13 protein-coding genes are annotated in these 17,058 nt (G+C 45.5%); 10 read left to right on the forward strand and 3 right to left on the reverse strand.

Annotated elements, in window-relative coordinates:
* Window positions 1-128: 128 nt before the first annotated feature.
* Window positions 129-611 carry a hypothetical protein gene (locus ON006_RS30515; protein ID WP_267609932.1) on the reverse strand — a complete coding sequence of 161 codons (483 nt, stop codon included), beginning with the start codon at window positions 609-611 and terminating at the stop codon, window positions 129-131.
* 154 nt (window positions 612-765) lie between these two features.
* Here ON006_RS30515 and ON006_RS30520 point away from each other — a divergent pair, with 154 nt between their 5' ends.
* A complete protein-coding gene (locus tag ON006_RS30520; RefSeq protein ID WP_244822081.1) occupies window positions 766-1,068 on the forward strand; it encodes an SCP2 sterol-binding domain-containing protein in 303 nt (100 codons plus the stop codon).
* A gap of 67 nt (window positions 1,069-1,135) precedes the next feature.
* Complete coding sequence (locus ON006_RS30525; protein ID WP_244822080.1) at window positions 1,136-2,587, forward strand: Gfo/Idh/MocA family protein; 1,452 nt, start codon at window positions 1,136-1,138, stop codon at window positions 2,585-2,587.
* Between the two features lie 77 nt (window positions 2,588-2,664).
* Here the strand turns inward: ON006_RS30525 and ON006_RS30530 are convergent, their stop codons facing one another.
* Window positions 2,665-3,384: a pyridoxine 5'-phosphate synthase gene (locus ON006_RS30530; protein ID WP_244822079.1), complete on the reverse strand. Its 720-nt coding sequence runs from the start codon at window positions 3,382-3,384 to the stop codon at window positions 2,665-2,667.
* 207 nt (window positions 3,385-3,591) lie between these two features.
* Between ON006_RS30530 and ON006_RS30535 the strand changes: the two genes are divergently transcribed.
* From ON006_RS30535 to nadB, 6 genes are all read left to right on the forward strand, one after another.
* A complete protein-coding gene (locus tag ON006_RS30535) occupies window positions 3,592-4,041 on the forward strand; it encodes a GatB/YqeY domain-containing protein (RefSeq protein WP_244822078.1) in 450 nt (149 codons plus the stop codon).
* Window positions 4,038-4,571: a CvpA family protein gene (locus ON006_RS30540; RefSeq protein ID WP_244822077.1), complete on the forward strand. Its 534-nt coding sequence runs from the start codon at window positions 4,038-4,040 to the stop codon at window positions 4,569-4,571. The genes ON006_RS30535 and ON006_RS30540 overlap by 4 nt, the downstream gene beginning before the upstream one ends.
* A gap of 102 nt (window positions 4,572-4,673) precedes the next feature.
* Window positions 4,674-5,726, forward strand: coding sequence for a dual-specificity RNA methyltransferase RlmN (gene rlmN / locus ON006_RS30545; protein ID WP_244822076.1), 1,053 nt, complete (start codon window positions 4,674-4,676; stop codon window positions 5,724-5,726).
* A gap of 92 nt (window positions 5,727-5,818) precedes the next feature.
* Entirely contained in the window at window positions 5,819-7,240 is a 1,422-nt protein-coding gene (locus tag ON006_RS30550) for an inorganic phosphate transporter (protein ID WP_244822075.1), read from the forward strand.
* 169 nt (window positions 7,241-7,409) lie between these two features.
* The gene (nadA, locus tag ON006_RS30555; protein ID WP_244822074.1) at window positions 7,410-8,405 is read left to right on the forward strand and encodes a quinolinate synthase NadA; all 996 of its coding nucleotides are present in this window, start codon (window positions 7,410-7,412) and stop codon (window positions 8,403-8,405) included.
* 69 nt (window positions 8,406-8,474) lie between these two features.
* Window positions 8,475-10,049 carry an L-aspartate oxidase gene (nadB, locus tag ON006_RS30560; RefSeq protein WP_244822073.1) on the forward strand — a complete coding sequence of 525 codons (1,575 nt, stop codon included), beginning with the start codon at window positions 8,475-8,477 and terminating at the stop codon, window positions 10,047-10,049.
* Here nadB and ON006_RS30565 read toward each other — a convergent pair.
* Window positions 10,046-11,395 (reverse strand): vanadium-dependent haloperoxidase, encoded by a 1,350-nt coding sequence (locus tag ON006_RS30565; RefSeq protein ID WP_244822072.1) that lies wholly within the window; start codon window positions 11,393-11,395, stop codon window positions 10,046-10,048. The two genes, nadB and ON006_RS30565, sit on opposite strands and share 4 nt — an antisense overlap.
* Before the next feature lie 571 nt (window positions 11,396-11,966).
* Between ON006_RS30565 and ON006_RS30570 the strand changes: the two genes are divergently transcribed.
* Both ON006_RS30570 and ON006_RS30575 read left to right on the forward strand, forming a co-directional pair.
* Window positions 11,967-15,107, forward strand: a complete 3,141-nt coding sequence (locus ON006_RS30570) for a SusC/RagA family TonB-linked outer membrane protein (RefSeq protein ID WP_244822276.1) — start codon at window positions 11,967-11,969, stop codon at window positions 15,105-15,107.
* A 12-nt stretch (window positions 15,108-15,119) separates the two neighbouring features.
* Window positions 15,120-17,000 carry a RagB/SusD family nutrient uptake outer membrane protein gene (locus ON006_RS30575; protein ID WP_244822071.1) on the forward strand — a complete coding sequence of 627 codons (1,881 nt, stop codon included), beginning with the start codon at window positions 15,120-15,122 and terminating at the stop codon, window positions 16,998-17,000.
* Window positions 17,001-17,058: the final 58 nt, after the last annotated feature.

A 17,058-nucleotide genomic window follows, 5' to 3' on the forward strand; every position in this document is an offset into this window, starting at 1 on the left:
AAATTAGTCCGCAAAATAAAATCTTTTCTTCATGGAATGCAAGACCTTATATTTCAATTTCTAATAATTGACAGCATAAGTACCTGCGCTGTTGCTGCGCGGCGTTGAATAAAACGATAAAAAAATGCTTACTGCATGTGTTTCAGATTGAAAGCATACAGAATAATCATGAAAATGCTGAGAAACACACCGGCCATCGCGGTGATAACTCCCAGCCAGCCGCCGATCATGATCAAAGGCGCAAGAAATGCAACCGCTATGCCCCCCAAATAGAGATAAAAGCCCTTTTTTTCGAGATTCCACATCAGGTATGCAGCATATAACGAAAGGGATTCGAAGATCAACATAATGATAGCGCCTGTTTTGATTGATTCCGCGGTGGTCTGTTCAATAACCGCTTCGAACATGGCATCCATGGTCTTGGTATCTGCCGTGGCCGACTGCCTGTCGATGTTCTCGCGGACGGCTTCAAAAGTTTCTCTGGTCTTATCGGCCATTACTCCCGGGTTCCATAACCTTTCGGATTGTGTCCAAAGTCCGGAAACGGCACTCATAAATGTAAGGAAACACAATATGGTAAGAAACGTTGGTCGATTAACTGGTGCACTCATTTGTTAAAAAATAAATCAGCAGATTTTTCTGATGAAGGATGTAAAATTTGTGGTTTTAGATGAAAACACCAAAGGCATTTGAATATTCTTGTAAGGGGACATACATTTGTCATTTTAGTCCAAAAATTACAATAACGCAAAAAACCGTATTACTATGAGCCTTCAAATCCTGACTGACCGCATTAAAGATATTCTTGGAACTGATAGTGGCCTTGGAGCAACTGCCAAATTCAAGACGGAGGAAGGCAGCGTCTTTGTAGACGGAAAAACAGTACCGAACTCGGTTTCCAATGAGGATGCAGAGGCAGATTGTACTTTCGAAGTTTCGACAAAAAATGCATTGAAACTGCTTGACGGCGACCTGAATGCGATGATGGCATTGATGACCGGGAAATTGAAAATCGATGGCGATATGGGTGTGGCTATGAAAATCGCTGAAACTTTCGGGGGCAAATAGTAGTCTTTGAAAATGGCCGTCTTTTCCCGTTGGACCAGTAGACTTTCACCAACGAATTTTGCAACCAATGGAAAATCAGGAAGAGGTTTCTAACAAGGATATTAAACGAAGGGACTTTATAAAAGCCGGAGCATTAGCCGCCGGTAGTTTTATGATCGTGCCACGCCATGTGCTGGGTAAAGGCTTCATTCCGCCCAGCGATAAGTTGAACATTGCGGCGGTGGGCTGTGGCGGAAAGGCTGACGTGAACATTCGGCTGGCCTATAATAACGGTGCCGAGAACTTTGTCGCGTTGTGCGATGTAGACGACCGGCAGTCGGAAAAATATAGAAAGCAGTTTCCTAATGCGCCCTATTATAAGGATTACAGAAAAATGCTTGAAAAGGAGGCTAAGAACATCGACGCCGTCATTGTTACCACTCCCGACCACATGCATTTTCCTGTGGCTATGGCCGCCATTGAATTGGGAAAGCACGTATATGTTGAAAAACCGCTGACCAAGGACATTTGGGAAGCGAGAAATTTGACACTAGCTGCTAAAAAGTACAAGGTTGTTACTCAAATGGGAAACCAGGGTAGTAGTAGCGACGGCACGAGACAAACCGAGGCATTGGTGCAGTCGGGTGTGCTGGGGGATGTACATACTATAGAGGTATGGACGGACCGCCCGGTTTGGCCGCAAGGCGTGAAATCGCCCAGAGACAAAGGAGAGTCGCAGCCGGTTCCGGCAGGTGTTGATTGGGACCTGTGGCTGGGTACAGCTCCCAAACGTGATTATCATGAAGCTTATATGCCTTTCAGATGGCGCGGATACTGGGATTTCGGGACAGGGGCGCTGGGGGATATGGGCTGCCACTTTATAGATGTTCCCTTCCGGGCAATGAAACTTGGATACCCTACTTCGGTTGAATGTAGCGTAGGGTCAGTTTACTCCGACTTTTTCCAACAGGCGTTTTTCGACGATGTGTGCCCGCCTTCTGCCAACATACATTTGAAATTCGCTTCCAAAACGCCCGGTAAGGAGATAAGCTTTAACTGGTACGACGGAGGCATGCGACCGCAACTTCCTGATGGCTGTGATTATAAAAGGGTTTTTGGCAGCGTCGACGGCGGTATGCTTTTCATTGGTACCAAAGGCATATTAAGCGCTGAAATGTTTGGAGAGAACCCCAAATTATGGCCGGAGAAGAAATTTGAAACAGTAAGAATAGCTACAAAGCCCCGCGCATTGGTACCGGGAAGTTGGGAAGGCCATCAGCAGCAATTTGTTCAGGCTTGCAAAAAAGGATATGGCACCTACACAAGCTCGTCTTTTGAAGAGTCGGGACCATTGACAGAAATCGTACTGATGGGGAACCTGGCGGTAAGATCCTACTTATATCGGGAAAGCAAAGCCGATGGAAAAGGAGTGAATTTCCCCGGAAGGCAAAAACTGATCTGGGACGGCGCTAATATGAAGATTACTAATTTTGATATCGCCAATCAGTTTGTCAAAAGAGAGTACCGGACTGGCTGGTAACACTTCGACTGCGCTCAGTGTGACAAGACCGATGATCTGTCACACTGAGCGTTGTCCTGTTGAACGGAGCCGAAACACTATAACTCCAATTCTCGCAAGTACATTTGGACGGTATTCTCCAAGCCAATGTATAGCGCGTCGGAAATCAATGCGTGCCCAATGGAAACTTCGTCCATCCAGGGAATGCTTTGTTTTAAAAAATGAAGATTGTCCAGACTTAAATCATGGCCGGCATTTAACCCAAGCCCAACTTCCCGCGCCTTCTCTGCTGCGCGGATAAATGGCAAGACAGCTTTTTGTCTATTTTCAAAGTAGCCTGCCGCGTAAGGTTCGGTATAGAGTTCCACACGGTCGGCGCCGCATATTTTTGCTCCTTCCACCATATTTTCATCGGGATCTACAAAGACCGAAACCCTGATACCGGCTGATTTGAATATTTGTACCAGATCAATCAGCTCGCTCCTGTTTTTGACCGTGTCCCAGCCTGCATTGGAAGTAATGGCATGCAATGCGTCGGGTACCAACGTCACCTGGTCCGGTTTGTTTGCCAAAACGAGTTCCACAAACTTTTTTTCGGACGGATTACCTTCAATGTTGAACTCGGTAGTCACGACTTCTTTTAGATCAAACACGTCCTGGTAGCGGATATGCCGCTCGTCGGGGCGCGGATGGACGGTAATACCCTGCGCTCCAAACCGCTCACAATCCAGCGCTACTTTCAAAACATTGGGATTGTCACCTCCGCGTGAGTTCCTGAGCGTGGCGATTTTGTTGATGTTAACGCTTAGACGGGTCATTTTTTAATTTTGAATGAGTGAATGAGTGAATGATAGGGTCGACGGCGCGATGAAAGTGTGGGTGAATAGCGGTTTTGTCAATTAGAGAATGACCGAATGACTGACAATTTCTACGGATTCCTTTAACTTTGAACCCTCAATGGCAAATTTAGCATTCACACATTAATATTCACTCATTCACTAATTCAAAATTCACTCATTAAACATATGTCACTTAAAAGTCAGGTTGAATCAGGCATTAAAGATGCCATGCGGGCCAAAGATCAGGATACATTACGTGCATTGCGCGCTATTAAGTCACTTATACTGCTGGACGAAACAAAGGGCGGCGGAACAGGCGAATTGACTGCGGATGACGAACTTAAACTGTTGACCAAAGCGGCCAAGCAACGCAGAGAGTCGGCTGATATTTACAAGGCGCAGGGCCGTCCTGACCTCCTTGAAAAAGAAGAAGCTGAACTGGCCGTGATCGAGCAATTCCTTCCGAAACAACTGACCGAAGATGAGGTGAAAGCCAAATTACAGGAAATTATTGCGCGGGTAGGGGCAGCCGGGCCTTCTGATATGGGTAAAGTAATGGGCGTAGCAACGAAAGAACTGGCCGGACAAGCTGACGGCAGAGTAGTGTCTACATTAGTGAAGGGATTATTGGCATGAAGTTACTGGATGTGCTCATCCTCATTCCCCTGCTCTGGGGAGCATTACATGGTTACCGCAAAGGCTTATTGATTGAAATAATTGGTATTGCAGGCCTCGTGGTAGCCATGATATTGGGTTTCAAGTTTCTGGGATTGGGAATGGAAATCTTGACCCCCTATTTCAGTGATGGTACCGCCAGGAAAATCCTTCCTTATATTGGGTTTTCAGCGATATTCTTCCCTACCATTTTTCTGCTGAATCAATTTGGCTACATGATCCGAAGATCGCTGCGCTATTCGATTTTGGGTACATTCGATAGTTTTGCCGGCGCAATGGTCGGTATATTTACCTGGGTTTTCGGGATCAGCGTATTTTTCTGGCTGGTGAATGCGATAGGGGTGAAGATCCCTGCTCACCGGACCGACGATACCTATCTTTACCCATTGGTCGTGCCGGTTGCACCCACGGTAATTACAAAAGCATTGACATTGATGCCCGATGGAACGGACCTGATCAGCGAGTGGAAAAGGGATTATCTGGACAAATGAACTTTCAAAATCCGTGTGCGGTTAAGCTTTCATTGTTGAGTTTCAGTACCTTTGCGAAATAAATCGTCAAGTACCCCGCGTATTTGACATATAGAAGAAAAAATGACCGAAATACAGAATAAGCAGGACATCCGGAAATTAAGCATTGACCAGATCAAAACCTGGATGACTAATCATGGAGAAAAAGCTTTCAGGGCGAAGCAGATTCACGAATGGATCTGGAAGAAATCAGCCCATTCATTTGATGAAATGACCAACCTGTCACTGGCCACCCGCCAGCTGATGAACGATAACTTTCTGATACATTCAATGGGCGTTGCTAAGCAGCAGCAAAGCAACGATGGTACCATTAAATCAGCATTCAAACTTTTTGACGGAAACCTGGTAGAAGGCGTCTTGATACCCGCTACCGACCGGATGACAGCCTGTGTAAGCAGCCAGGTAGGATGTTCGCTAACCTGCAAATTCTGCGCGACGGGGTATATGGACCGCAAGCGTAACCTGGAAGCAGGCGAGATTTACGACCAGGTAGTAGCCATTGCACGCCAGGCGGAAGCTAGTTTTAATGCCCCCCTCACCAACATTGTTTACATGGGAATGGGCGAGCCGTTACTAAACTATGCCAATGTGCTGCAATCCATTGAACACATTACTTCGCCCGAAGGACTGAATATGTCACCCAAGCGTATCACGGTTTCTACCGCCGGTATTGCCAAAATGATCAAAAAACTGGGCGACGACGAGGTTCGTTTCCGTTTGGCGCTTTCTCTGCATGCCGCTAATGATGAAAAAAGGAACCAGATCATGCCCATCAATGAATCCAATTCGCTGGATAACCTGGCTGAGGCGCTGAATTACTTTTACAAAAAGACAGGCAACCGCATTACCTTCGAATACATTGTTTTCAATAATTTCAATGATACCCTGCAGGATGCGAAAGAACTTTGGGAATTCACCAAACGTGTTCCGGCCCGTGTCAACATCATTGAGTACAATCCTATCGCAGAAGCCGACTTTAAAAACACAGAGGCTGACCGTCTTGATAAATTTGCCGCTTATCTGGAAGATAGAGGGGTTTCGGTACATGTACGCCGCAGCCGTGGTAAGGATATTGACGCAGCTTGCGGGCAACTGGCGAACAAAGAAACTGCATAAAAGTCATCACGGCTTAACAATTTGTTAATATTGCAACCATGAAGAATAAGTAGTTTTGCGAAGCTTTTTTAATAAACTTATATACTCCTTTTATGTTTGGTCTTGAAACCGACATTTTTCTCCTCCTCGCTTTCAGTATTTTAGCGGCCTGTGCATTCGAATTTGTAAATGGTTTTCACGATACTGCCAACGCAGTTGCCACAGTAATTTATACCAATTCATTAAAACCGAATGTGGCCGTAATGTGGTCAGGTTTTATGAACTTCTGCGGTGTGTTTCTGGGTGGTATTGCCGTTGCAATGGGTATTGTCAACCTGTTACCCGTCGAATTGCTCATTGATCAGAACGTTTACCATAGTGCGGCTATGGTCTTCTCATTATTATTCAGCGCGATTATCTGGAACCTGGGAACCTGGTATTTTGGACTTCCCAGTTCAAGCTCACATACATTGATCGGCTCCATTTTGGGAGTTGGTCTGGCATTTACATTTATGCCCGAAAATTCCGCCGGAGCGGGGGTTAACTGGTCCAAGGCACAGGAGTTATTCACTTCGCTGCTGACTTCGCCGATCTTCGGTTTCGCACTGGCTATCATCATCATGTTTATCCTTCGCCGGGTGCTCGACAAGCCTTTGCGTGAAGTGGTGTTTAGCGAACCCAAAAAAAACCAGGCACCACCTATCTGGATCAGGGCTATCCTGATCACTACTTGTACATTGGTAAGTTTCTTCCACGGATCTAACGACGGTCAAAAAGGAGTGGGGCTTGTCATGCTCATTCTGATCGGTATTGTCCCTGCACATTTTGCACTGGATAACAGCATCAATCCAGTGGACATGAAAGCAGACCTGATTGGCATTGAAACAGCTGTTAACAGCATTGATTCCAGCCGACTATCAGTTTCGGACAGACAACATTTGTTTACAATCAGAAAAGAGGCCGAAACCTTGAATGCACAGATCAGCAAACCTTTGGTCGATAAGAAATTGCCGCTGGAAGACAGAATGAACGCACGCCGCTCATTATTGCTGATCAGCCGTAACCTAAAAACGATCCTGGATAACGGACAGGCTAACCTGAATGTGACAGACAAGGCATTTTTGAAAAAACAGGCATCTAGCGAAACGGGTATCCGCCGCTACACTGATTATGCACCTGACTGGGTTATTTTAATGATCTCACTCTCACTGGGCCTTGGTACCATGGTAGGTTGGAAGCGGATTGTGGTGACGATCGGCGAAAAAATTGGTAAGCAACACCTTACCTATGCGCAAGGTGCTTCTGCTGAATTGGTTGCAGCCAGTACCATTGGGGTTTCATCGTATCTGGGGCTTCCGGTAAGTACCACTCACGTACTTTCTTCGGGTATTGCAGGATCAATGGTGGCAAGCAAAGGTGTTAAAAACTTGCAGGGAGGTACCATCCGGAATATCGTGATCGCCTGGGTATTAACATTGCCTGTTACGATGGTCCTATCGGGTACGCTTTATGTATTCTTCCGCTGGATTCTGTAATTATTCAAAATATTCAATTGGTCAAAAGCCGCAGAGATCATTCTCTGTGGCTTTTGATTTATAGGTCGGTGCCGCACTTTCTTTGGTTTTCATTGGTTTAATATCGTAATTCGGCCTACGCGGTGGCCGTGAATTTTTACGATTAACAAAAAGCCAATTATTCACCATAATGACAACTATTGAAGAGCAGGTAAACCGTTACGGATATGTAACCGAAACGATCGCTGAGGATATTGATTTAATTGCTGAAATAAATCGGTTAAAGAAAGAAAAGAATGCAGTGATCCTTGCACACTATTATGTGAACGAGCAGATTCAGGATCTGGCAGATTACATTGGGGACAGTCTTGGGCTTTCGCAGCAGGCAGCGGCGACTGAGGCGGACATGATCATTTTTTGTGGGGTACATTTTATGGGGGAAACTGCGAAGATTCTCAGTCCCAATAAAAAAGTAGTCATTCCGGACCTGAATGCAGGTTGCTCACTTGCTGACTCTGCTCCTGCCGATAAATTTGCTGCATTTAAAGCCCAATATCCGGATCATATTGTGATCAGCTACATTAACTGTTCTGCGGAAATTAAGGCATTGACTGACATTGTCTGTACCTCGTCCAATGCATTGCAGATCGTAGATAGTCTTCCCAAGGATCAGAAGATCATTTTTGCGCCTGACGCTAACCTGGGCAGGTATGTAGCTCATAAAACAGGCCGTGAAATGGTATTGTGGGATGGCGCGTGCATTGTCCACATTGATATATCAAGAGAAAAACTGAAACAACTCCGCGATGAAAATCCGGACGCATTGCTCATTGCCCACCCGGAATGCAAAGAAGACATTCTGATGCAGGCGGATTTTGTAAGCTCCACTACGGGTCTTTTGAAGTTTGTGAAAGAGTCGGAACATGAGAAATTCATCGTAGCGACAGAGGCTGGTATCCTGCACAAAATGAAGCAATCGGTACCTCACAAAAAACTAATCCCCGCCCCAGGCTCCGACAATAATACCTGTGCTTGCTCCGAATGTCCTTACATGAAGATGAACACATTGGAAAAAGTGTATAACGCCCTGTACTATGAGCAGCCGGAGATTTTTGTTCCTGAGGATATCAGACTAAAAGCTTACGAGTCCGTGGCACGAATGCTTGAATTGAGTAAGGGAATATAGTAAGAGTTTAAAATAGACACCGCCCCGAAAGCTGACAGCCGAGTGCCGATGTCAATAAATATTAAGAAAATGCCCCAATTTGATTTTCTGATTATTGGTTCGGGAATTGCCGGACTTAGCTATGCTGCTAAACTGGCCCGGCACTTTGATGGATTGAAGCAAGAAATTTCAATAGCTGTCATTACCAAAGTTCAGGCCGATGAAACCAACACCAAGTATGCCCAGGGAGGCATAGCGGTAGTTTGGGCAGAATCAGATTCATTTGAAAAGCATATCCAGGATACAATGGATGCGGGCGATGAGGTCAACAAGCGCAATGTCGTTGAGATCGTAGTAAGGGAAGCGCCTGAGCGAATCCAGGAATTGATCGATTATGGAACCCGGTTTGACAAGGAACTGGGAGGAGAATACGATCTGGCCAAAGAAGGCGGACATTCGGATCACCGGATTTTACATTTCAAAGACATTACCGGCGCTGAAATTGAACGGGCGTTGCTGGAAGAAGTCAACAGACATCAAAGCATTCAGATATTTACACATTACTATGCCGTAGAACTGATCACGCAACACCACTTGGGCGAAACAGTGTACCGCTACCGGGAGGATATCAAATGTTTCGGAGCTTATGTGCTGAACAGACAAACTGGCGAGGTAGAGAAATTTCTTGCTAAAACCACTATGCTCGCTACCGGCGGCATTGGCAACATTTATCAGAGTACTACCAATCCAACCATTGCAACCGGCGATGGTATTGCTATGGCTTATCGCGCGAAAGGAATTTGTGATAACATGGAATTCATCCAGTTTCATCCCACCAGCTTTTACCAACCCGGTCAAAAACCGTCTTTCCTGATTTCGGAAGCGGTCCGTGGCTTCGGTGGGATTTTGAAAAGGGCCGACGGGAGCACATTCATGGAAAACTATGATAGCAGGCTTTCTCTCGCCCCCCGCGATATCGTTGCAAGGGCGATTGACTCCGAAATGAAGAAAAACGGGGTTGATCACGTTTATCTGGACGTTCGTCATTGTGATTATGAAAAATTCCTGGAACACTTCCCAAATATCACTGAGTACTGCCTGCAACAAGGGATTGACGTACGAAAAGATATGATCCCAGTAGTTCCGGCGCAACATTATTTGTGTGGTGGTGTGAAGGTAAATGAGTGGGGGAAAACTAATATCAATTTTCTATATGCGGTAGGAGAATGTGCCTGTACGGGCCTGCACGGATCAAACCGTTTAGCTTCTAATTCATTGCTGGAAGCAGTGGTGTTTGGTCACCGTGCTTATGAAAGTACTGTTGCAGATTTCGAAGCCGCTGTAACGCCTGACAACATTCCTGAATGGGATGATTCGGGTACGACACATCCCGAAGAACAGGTTCTCGTCACTGAGATGACACGGGAGCTCAATAGTATCATGTCAAATTATGTGGGTATCGTACGCACCGATCGCAGGATGAAAAGGGCTTATGATCGTTTGGAACTGCTGCATGAAGAGCACGAGCAGCTTTATCGTGAATCAAAAGTGTCGGTTGCCATCTGCGAGCTGCGGAATATGATCTCAGTTTCTTACCTGATCATTAAAATGGCAATGGCCCGACGCGAGAACATCGGGCTGCACTACAATTCAGATCATGTCTAGTTTCGGGCGACTGTTTCTCTATTTTTTCTGGTAACGGCTCTTTGCCAAACGTTTTCTCCAATCTTCTCGCCAAGATGGGTCCCTTCCTCAACGCCGTCGCGGTAGTGGATACCGCCATATACCCTGCTGATGGAAGCGTCCCAATAAGCCTCCTCGAACGATTTAAATGATTTCACCCCTCTACCGTATTTCTTTTCGGTAGTATCAGTGAAAGCAACATTCGCGCCCATCAAATGCGTGAGTATAGTACCGCAGGCTGCTGATATGGAACTATGTCCGCTCACGTATTCTGGGAATGCGGGCGTTTCGAGGAATGGTCGCCAATTTGGGTCCCAGTTGTTATTGATAACCGTTTCCGGGCGGATACGTACAGTCCTGTATTTCTCGTCCCAGCAAGCGACAAATGCGTCATATATCGACAATGCACCCAGTGTATATGCTTCGGTTGCCTGCATAAGATTCAGCTTTTTGTCGGTGGTAACCGTTTTGACAATAGCTAGCCAGTGGCCGGCAGGGGTCATTTTTTTATTGGCAAACATGGCATGGCCCACTACATTGGTGACGAAAGCATTGTCGTCCCAGAAAAAAGCAGTAGCCTTTTGCTCCTCGGTCAGTTTGTTGCCAATGTTGTACACTTCCATTGTAAGCTGCATAAACTTGCTATTCTTGCTGAGGTCGTATTTCGCTGGTGGTGGGCAGCGGAATTGCGTCACCGAATCCAATGCGAACGTTCTTACAGTGTTCCACATAGGTTCACAGGCGTCCGCGTATGCAGGAGGAGTTGGTACCCAGGTTCCTGGCAAATTTGTAACCGTGTAGCGATAACCGCGTATTTCCTTGTAATGATCTTTGGAAGCATAAGCGAGCACATGTTTCGCAACAGAATCACCATAGGCGATCGAGCGGTTATAGACGTCTTCAGGAATGCCCATATCCTGGTACTTTTCAAACAGGCCTTTTTCATAGGCGTCCCACATATTGCCGGAAAACGTAAGCGTCCGTCCTACTACGCTGAAAGCCTTTATACTAGCCAGCGGAAAACAGTAAGCGAGTGATGAATCCGGTTTAAGCGGGGCTTCGAATTTCACCAGTTGACCACCAAGCGATTGGTATTCGGGATAGCCCGGTACCAGCGCTTCGTAAGCCGCCAGAAAGGAATATCCGTAAATCCTGCTAGCCACAGGCGGTTTAAAAATATCATGTATAATGACATCCGTCAGGTGGGTAGTGGTTTCGTGGAAGAGTTTCGGATCAGCGGCTTTGGAATTATATTCTTCCTGAGACACATTTTTCTTGCAACCATAAATTGTCACAAGCAATACGAAGGAGAGTAAACGGAATTTCATTCTGATAAGAAAAGTCAAACGCTATGGATATAATGACGAAGATAAGGAAGAAATAGAATTAGCCCTAAATATGTATAAAAGAATGATTTATTGTAACTTATATATTACTAACAATAACAATTTTCGCTTAAACCGCATTATTTATTGTTATTTTTTAAGAATGCATATTCTAAATCCGTGAAAGCTTTTTTTTGTAAGATATTTAATATCTTTTTGTACAATCAAGCGAGTTTATGAGTAAATTTGGTACTTATCGTACATCACTCTGTAAAATACGAATGTAATTGTGTATGATTCACACAGTAATTTTGAATGACTCACTTGATGTAAAAACTCACTCTAATAAAATTCATATGTAAAAACTTTCCGAACGACTCTTTACTTCTCGCTCGACTGGTTTCCCGTGTGGAGGCCAATGGTTGACTCTACGTTCCGTGCTTATACGGTTAAGCAAATCATCTTACTACCAATTATTTAATTTAACATTTAATCTATGAGATTTTCTACTGGATGGATACCTCGTGCATCATCACGAAGTGTTTTTTCTCTTTTTCTGATCCTTGCCACTGCTATGGGCGCATTCGCACAGAATGCAATCAAGGGGAAGATCAAAGACGAACAAGGACAGTCGCTGCCTGGCGTTAGTGTTGTCGTTAAAGGCACCACCGCAGGTACTGTTTCGGATAATGAAGGAAATTATACCGTTAACGCCGACAGAAACTCTACGCTTGTATTTTCATTTATCGGATACCTGACGCAGGAGATCGCGATAGGAAGCAAAAATAGCCTGGACGTAACACTTGCTGCTGATACGAAGGCATTGGAAGAGGTTGTCGTGGTGGGTTACGGTACTGCTAAAAAAGCTACACTGACTGGATCAGTAACAGCTGTAAAAGGTGCTGAACTTCAAAAAGCACCGGCAGCCAACCTTTCAAATACATTAGGCGGACGTCTTCCGGGTGTATCAACGGTACAGTCCAGCGGAGAACCAGGATATGACGGCTCTGCCATTCGTATCCGTGGAACCAACTCCTTGGGTAACAGCAACGCACTGATCGTTGTGGATGGTGTTCCTAACCGTAGTGGTGGTTTGGACCGTATCAATCCGGCTGATATCGAAAGTATCTCAGTATTGAAAGATGCTGCTGCTGCAATTTACGGTTCACGCGCCGGTAACGGGGTTATCCTGATTACTACCAAACGCGGTAAAACTGGTAAACCACAATTGTCGTACGACATGAACTTCGGTTTGTCACAACCAACACGTACGCCTGAAATGTCAAATGCATCTGAGTATGCCACGATCCGTAATGAATTGCAGATCTACGACAACCTTCCGGTTGGCGAATGGCAAGGGGCATTAACCGGCTTTAACACAACAGGTTCTTACAAAAGAGTTGACAACGGAAACGTGATCAATGCCGTGTTCAGCCCGGATGATATGAAGAAATTCGCGGACGGTACCGATCCTTTCCTGCATCCAAATACAGACTGGTATGGTTCAGTTCTTAGAAATTGGGCTCCTCAGCAACGTCATAATGTGCAGCTGACAGGTGGTAGCGAGAACATTAAATACCTTGCTTCGTTGGGCCACATCAATCAGGATGGTTACTATGTCAACTCTGCAACGGGTTACAAGCAGTATGATATGCGTATCAACCTTGATACCAAGATCAACAAATATGTAACTGCAAATCTCGGCCTTACACTGCGTGAGGAATTCCGTCACTTCCCTTCCGGTGGTAACGGTGCGGGTGCAATTTTCCGGATGTTGATGCGTGGTAAGCCTACAGAAATCGCTATCTGGCCAGACGGTCGTCCGGGCCCGGATATCGAAAATGGTCAGAACCCAGCTGTTATCACTACCAATACAACTGGTTATAACAATGACAAAAGAGACTATATCCAAACAAACGGAGGTCTTGAAATTCAGATTCCAGGTATTACCGGCTTGAAAGTCAATGTGATGGCAGCTTTGGATAAGCAGCACCGCCGCCAGAAAAACTTTGAAACTCCCTGGACATTGTATTTCTGGGACAAAAAGACTTACGAAGCGGATGGAAAAACTCCTTTCCTGACTGGAACCGTACGTTCTACATTCAAAGATCCACGCTTGACAGAGAGCTCGTCACAGGAATTATCTGTTCAGCTGACAGGTCAGGTTTCTTATGAAAAGACCTTCGGCGGACATAATTTTAACGTAATGGGTGGTATCCAACGTGAGAAAGTGGACGGAGACGGTTTCTTCGCTTTCCGCCGCTATTTTATCTCTCCGGTTGTGGATCAGCTTTTCGCTGGTGGAACTGCTGAACAAAACATCGGTAACATTGACCTCTTCAGAAGAGCACGTTTAAGTTATTTCGGACGTGCAGGTTACAACTTTAAAGAAAAATACCTTGCTGAATTCCTTTGGCGTGTAGATGGCTCATACGTGTTCCCAAAACAAGGTCGTTTCGGCTTCTTCCCTGGGGTATCTGCCGGATGGAGAATTTCGGAAGAAGGTTTCTGGAAAAACAGCGTTTCACGTTACGTGAACAATGTCAAAATCCGTGGTTCATGGGGACAAATGGGTGCTGAGCCTTACTTCCTTGGAACCGAGAGCCTGGCGGAATATCAATACTTGTCAACAATGGGCTTTGGTAGCTACATTATCAACGATCAGGTGGCGAAAACCTTACTTGAATCACGTGTGGCCAACAACAGCTTCACATGGGAAGTTGCGAACAACTCTAACTTCGGTATCGAAGGAACATTGCTGAACGATAAGTTGGCATTCGAATTTGACTACTTTGTTAACAACCGTTCTAACATCCTGATCCCAAAAGTAGGTTCTACTCCTTCATCTGCTGGTATCGACGGAAAACTTCCTCCTCAAAACTTGGGTAAACTGCAAAACAAAGGATGGGAATTCAAAGTTAGCTACGATAACAACATCGACGATTTCACCTACTCTGTTAGTGTAAATGGTGGTTATGCTAAAAATAAGATCAAGTTCTGGGATGAAACTCCGGGAGCACCTTCTTATCAGCGTTCAACCGGAATGCCTTACGGTTCTTTCCTTGTTTACCAATTCGACGGTGTGTTTAAAGATCAAGGCGAAGTCGATGCCAATAAACTTGATTACTCACCAATTACAGGAAACCTGAGACCTGGCGATATGAAATTTCAGGATATAAATGGTGACGGCAAAATCAGTGCTGATGACCGTATCCGTTCTGAAAAAGTACAACGTCCATGGTTTACTGGTGGTGCTTCTATCAACCTGGGCTACAAATCATTCGATTTGTCAGTTTTGATGCAGGGAACATTGGGCGGCTTGCAGCTGGTGGGTCTGACAGAATCAGGTGACATTGGAAACTATCTGAAGTATGACTATGATCACCGCTGGACTATTGACAATCCTACCAACGATTACCCACGTTTGACCAACCGTAACAACCGTTACTACACCAACACAGGTCAGGCTGGTTTCAACAATTACTTCCTGAAAAGCAACAACTATCTCCGTGTTAAAAACATCGAATTGGGATACAACCTGCCTTCGGAAATCGGTTCGAAAATTGGTTTGGGTAGTTTCAGAGTTTACGTAAACGGTCTTAACCTGTTCACCTTTGATAAAATCAAGGTTTGGGATCCTGAGGCAACTACTAACAGTGGCCAGTACTATCCTCAGTCAAGAGTTATCAACGCAGGTATCCGTGTAGCATTTTAACGAAAAAGAAATATGAAATTGAAATATAAAAGTTTATTAGTTGTTGCCCTGATGGCTGCCGGTGGCTTATCGTCATGCGATACTGATTTTCTCGATGTAACTCCACCGACAGAAATTCCAGGCGATGCAGTCTGGGGAGACGGTGCACTTTCAGAGGGTTTTGTAACAGGTATTTACGCAGGACTTCAGCAGGGTGGGTTCAGCGAGCAAATGCTTGCTTCACTTACTGACGAGGCTGTGTTTACCCATACAGGACGGAATATTAACACGGTCAATGAAGGGAGTTTGAGTCCTTCAAACCTGGGCTGGGTCGACAATACCTATGGCTGGGGACCTATGTATACTTACATTCGTGCGGCTAACCTTGCCATTCAAAATCTCGGGAAAGCTACTTTTACTGATGAAACGTTAAAAGCACGTTTGAAAGGTGAGGCGTATTTCATGCGCGGCTACTACTACCAGCAGCTTTTGCGCTACTACGGTTCTGTACCTTTGATCAAGAAGCCGTATGCATTGAATGAAGATTATTCTATAACACGGAATACCTACGATGAATGCGTAAAATCTATCGTAAACGACCTTGACAGCGCCGCTTTATTGCTGGATGGAAAAGCAACTGTGAAAGGTCGGGCAACAAAAATTGCTGCCCTGTCGCTTAAATCACGTGTGCTGCTTTATGCTGCGAGTGATCTTCATGATATGCCAACAGCCAAAGCCAAGTCTACAGTATTATCGGGCTTCCCAAATCCTGAGTTTCTTGGGTATGTATCGGGAGACCGTAACGCACGCTGGATGGCAGCTCAGGCAGCCGCGAAAGCTGCTCTGGATGCCAGCAATGGTGGTTATAAACTAACTTTGACAGGTCCCGTTTCTCCCGCGGAAGGTCAGGCTAACTACATTGCATTGGCTATGGCTGGCGCAAGCGGGGATAAAGCCATTGATCCTACCGGAGCCAATGACCTGATTTTTGGAAGGTATTTTACCCCAAGTTTTGGTGAAGGTGCCCGTCAGACAGGTTTGAACAACGGACCTAACGGATACCATAACTGGGCTGGAAACACGCCAATCGGAACATTGGTGGATGACTATGAGATGATGGACGGAACACCATTCGCGTGGACTAATCCAACACACAAAGCCAACCCGTACGTTAACCGTGATCCACGTTTCTATGCAACAGTAATGTATGACGGCGCTAACTGGAAACCGCGTCCTTCCGATGCAAAAGATCCTGCTAACCAAATCCAGACAGGTGCTTACGACCTTTTGGATGACAAAGGGGCATTGATCAACCGTAAAGGATTGGATACGCGCAGCAGCTCAATAGAAGACTGGAATGGTAGCCGCACAGGTTATTATATGCGCAAGTTCATCGATCCAAATCCGTCTTTGTATGACAATACCGATCGTCAGAACATTCCTTGGCCTTTCCTTCGCGTAACTGAGGTGGTGTTCAACTATATCGAGGCAAGCATTGAGGTTGGCCAGGAGGCTGTTGCGTTGGAATGGCTTAACAAAATTCGTTTCCGTGCAGGTATGCCAGCGGTAAAAGCCACCGGCGCAGCCTTGAAAGAAGCTTACCGTAAGGAAAAACGCATTGAAATGTCTTACGAGGAGCAGCGTTACCACGATGCACGTCGCTGGATGATCGCCCCGACTACGCTCGGAAGACCACTGCAGTACATCAACGTATTGGGTAAATTCAAGGCTGGAAAGTCGATGAAAGAGCCATATCACTACGACACGAGCGTTTACGATTACACTTATACTCCGGTAGAGGAAAAATCGCACGAAAACCGTACCTGGGTCGACAAAATGTACTATCGTCCGTTCAGTCGTGATGAAATCAACAGAAATGCTAAACTGGTCCAAAATCCAGGTTATGACAAATAACTAGTTATTCCTTTAATGCCTAATTTTACAGAAACTATGTCTTCACTTGGAAGGCATA

This window comes from Dyadobacter pollutisoli, assembly GCF_026625565.1.
Classification (GTDB): Bacteria; Bacteroidota; Bacteroidia; order Cytophagales; family Spirosomataceae; genus Dyadobacter; species Dyadobacter pollutisoli.